Source organism: Aeromonas sp. R4-3, assembly GCF_040908275.1.
In the GTDB taxonomy this organism is placed as follows: Bacteria; Pseudomonadota; Gammaproteobacteria; order Enterobacterales; family Aeromonadaceae; genus Aeromonas; species Aeromonas rivipollensis.
Map to the genome: position 1 here is coordinate 1 of NZ_JBFODK010000046.1, position 2082 is coordinate 2082.

3 protein-coding genes are annotated in these 2082 nt (G+C 54.9%); 1 reads left to right on the forward strand and 2 read right to left on the reverse strand.

The window, feature by feature from the left end:
- Positions 1–190 (forward strand): hypothetical protein (locus AB5Y91_RS14190; RefSeq protein WP_368170094.1); only part of this gene is annotated, 190 nt, incomplete at its 5' end.
- Positions 191–288: 98 nt separating this feature from the next.
- On the opposite strand, the gene gmhB is transcribed toward AB5Y91_RS14190, so the two are convergent.
- Positions 289–831, reverse strand: coding sequence for a D-glycero-beta-D-manno-heptose 1,7-bisphosphate 7-phosphatase (gene gmhB / locus AB5Y91_RS14195; RefSeq protein WP_368170095.1), 543 nt, complete (start codon positions 829–831; stop codon positions 289–291).
- 114 nt (positions 832–945) lie between these two features.
- Positions 946–2082: elongation factor Tu (gene tuf, locus AB5Y91_RS14200; RefSeq protein ID WP_368169043.1), on the reverse strand; the 1137-nt coding region annotated here is incomplete at its 5' end.

Consider the following 2082-nt stretch of genomic DNA (forward strand, 5'->3'; position numbering starts at 1 on the left):
CGATGCTGTGAGTGCCCACACAGATTGCTTGATTCAAATTGTTAAAGAGCGACGCAACAGTTCGTTGCTGCGGGAGTGGAATTCTACTCAACCGCCTTCTCGAGTCAAGCCTTATTTTCAAAGGCTTTTCGAGGTTATCGACGAGGTTGTTTGCGTTGCCGCTTGCCCTGTCGATGGAGGCGCATTATAGGGAGCTGAAACTTTCTGGCAAGCAGATAATTGCAAAAAGATGGCTTTCATCAACCGTTCGCTCACAAAGCCACCAATACGCATATTAAGCGAACGAAATCAGCCCGCGACAGGTGCTGAAACGGCAAAATCGTGCAGATTGTCATAGATGGTATCAGCCAGTGCAGTGCCCTCGTCAGTCACTGCCTTGCCGGTGCGTACCATCACCTTGTGTCCGACCCCGGCATTGATGGCCGCCTTCAGGTCGGAAGGCTTGTCACCCACCATATAAGAAAGCGCCATGTCGATGCCCAGCTCCTGTTGCGCCAACAGCAGCATGCCGGGTGCAGGTTTGCGGCAATCGCAGGGAGCGCCGTGATCCGGGTGATGGGGGCAGAAATAGATGCCATCGAGGTCAACGTCCCGGTCAGCCAGTGACCAGTCCATCCACTCGGTCAGGTTCATGAAGTCGTCTTCACTAAAGTAGCCGCGGGCGATGCCGGACTGGTTGGTGACGACGATCAACAGATAGCCCTTCTTCTTCAGCAGTTGCAGGGCTTCGATCACCCCGGGCAGAAAATGGAAGTCATCGACCTGGCTGACATAACCGGTGTCTTCGTTGATGACTCCGTCACGATCCAGAAAAATGGCGGGTTTACTCACGGGCACTACCTCGGTAATAGATGTTTGAAAAGTGTCTCACTGGGGGAATAACGCCCCAAAAAATAAAAGGGGCAGCCGAAGCCACCCCTTTCATGTGTGCATTTAAAGTATCGATTAAGCGATAACTTTAGCTACAACACCAGCACCTACGGTACGGCCACCTTCACGGATAGCGAAACGCAGACCGTCGTCCATCGCGATCGGAGCGATCAGGGTAACAACCATTTTGATGTTGTCGCCTGGCATTACCATTTCAACGCCTTCCGGCAGTTCGATGGTACCGGTCACGTCGGTAGTACGGAAGTAGAACTGCGGACGGTAGCCCTTGAAGAACGGGGTATGACGACCACCTTCTTCTTTGGACAGCACGTACACTTCGGATTCGAACTTGGTGTGCGGCTTGATGGAGCCCGGCTTGGCCAGTACTTGACCACGCTCAACTTCTTCACGCTTCACGCCACGCAGCAGGGCGCCAACGTTCTCACCAGCACGGCCTTCGTCCAGCAGTTTGCGGAACATTTCAACACCGGTACAGGTGGTAGAAACGGTGTCTTTGATACCGACGATTTCTACAGTCTCACCGACCTTGACGATACCGCGCTCTACACGACCGGTAACAACGGTACCACGGCCAGCGATGGAGAAGACGTCTTCGATAGGCATCAGGAACGGCTGGTCAATGGCACGCTCCGGCTCCGGGATGTAGGTATCCAGGTGGTGAGCCAGCTCGATGATCTTCTCTTCCCATGCAGCGTCGCCTTCCAGCGCTTTCAGCGCGGAACCACGAACTACCGGCAGGTCATCACCCGGGAAGTCGTACTCGGTCAGCAGTTCACGAACTTCCATCTCGACCAGTTCGAGCAGCTCTTCGTCATCTACCATGTCGCACTTGTTCATGAACACGATCATGTACGGGATGCCAACCTGGCGACCCAGCAGGATGTGCTCACGAGTTTGCGGCATCGGGCCGTCAGTCGCGGCTACTACCAGAATCGCGCCGTCCATCTGGGCAGCACCGGTGATCATGTTCTTAACGTAGTCGGCGTGACCCGGGCAATCTACGTGGGCGTAGTGACGGATAGCGGTGTCGTATTCTACGTGGGAGGTGTTGATGGTGATACCACGCTCACGCTCTTCCGGCGCCTTGTCGATCTGGTCGAAGGCGAAAGCTTTACCACCGAAGTGCTTGGCCAGCACGTTGGTGATGGCGGCGGTCAGGGTGGTTTTACCGTGGTCAACGTGGCCGATGGT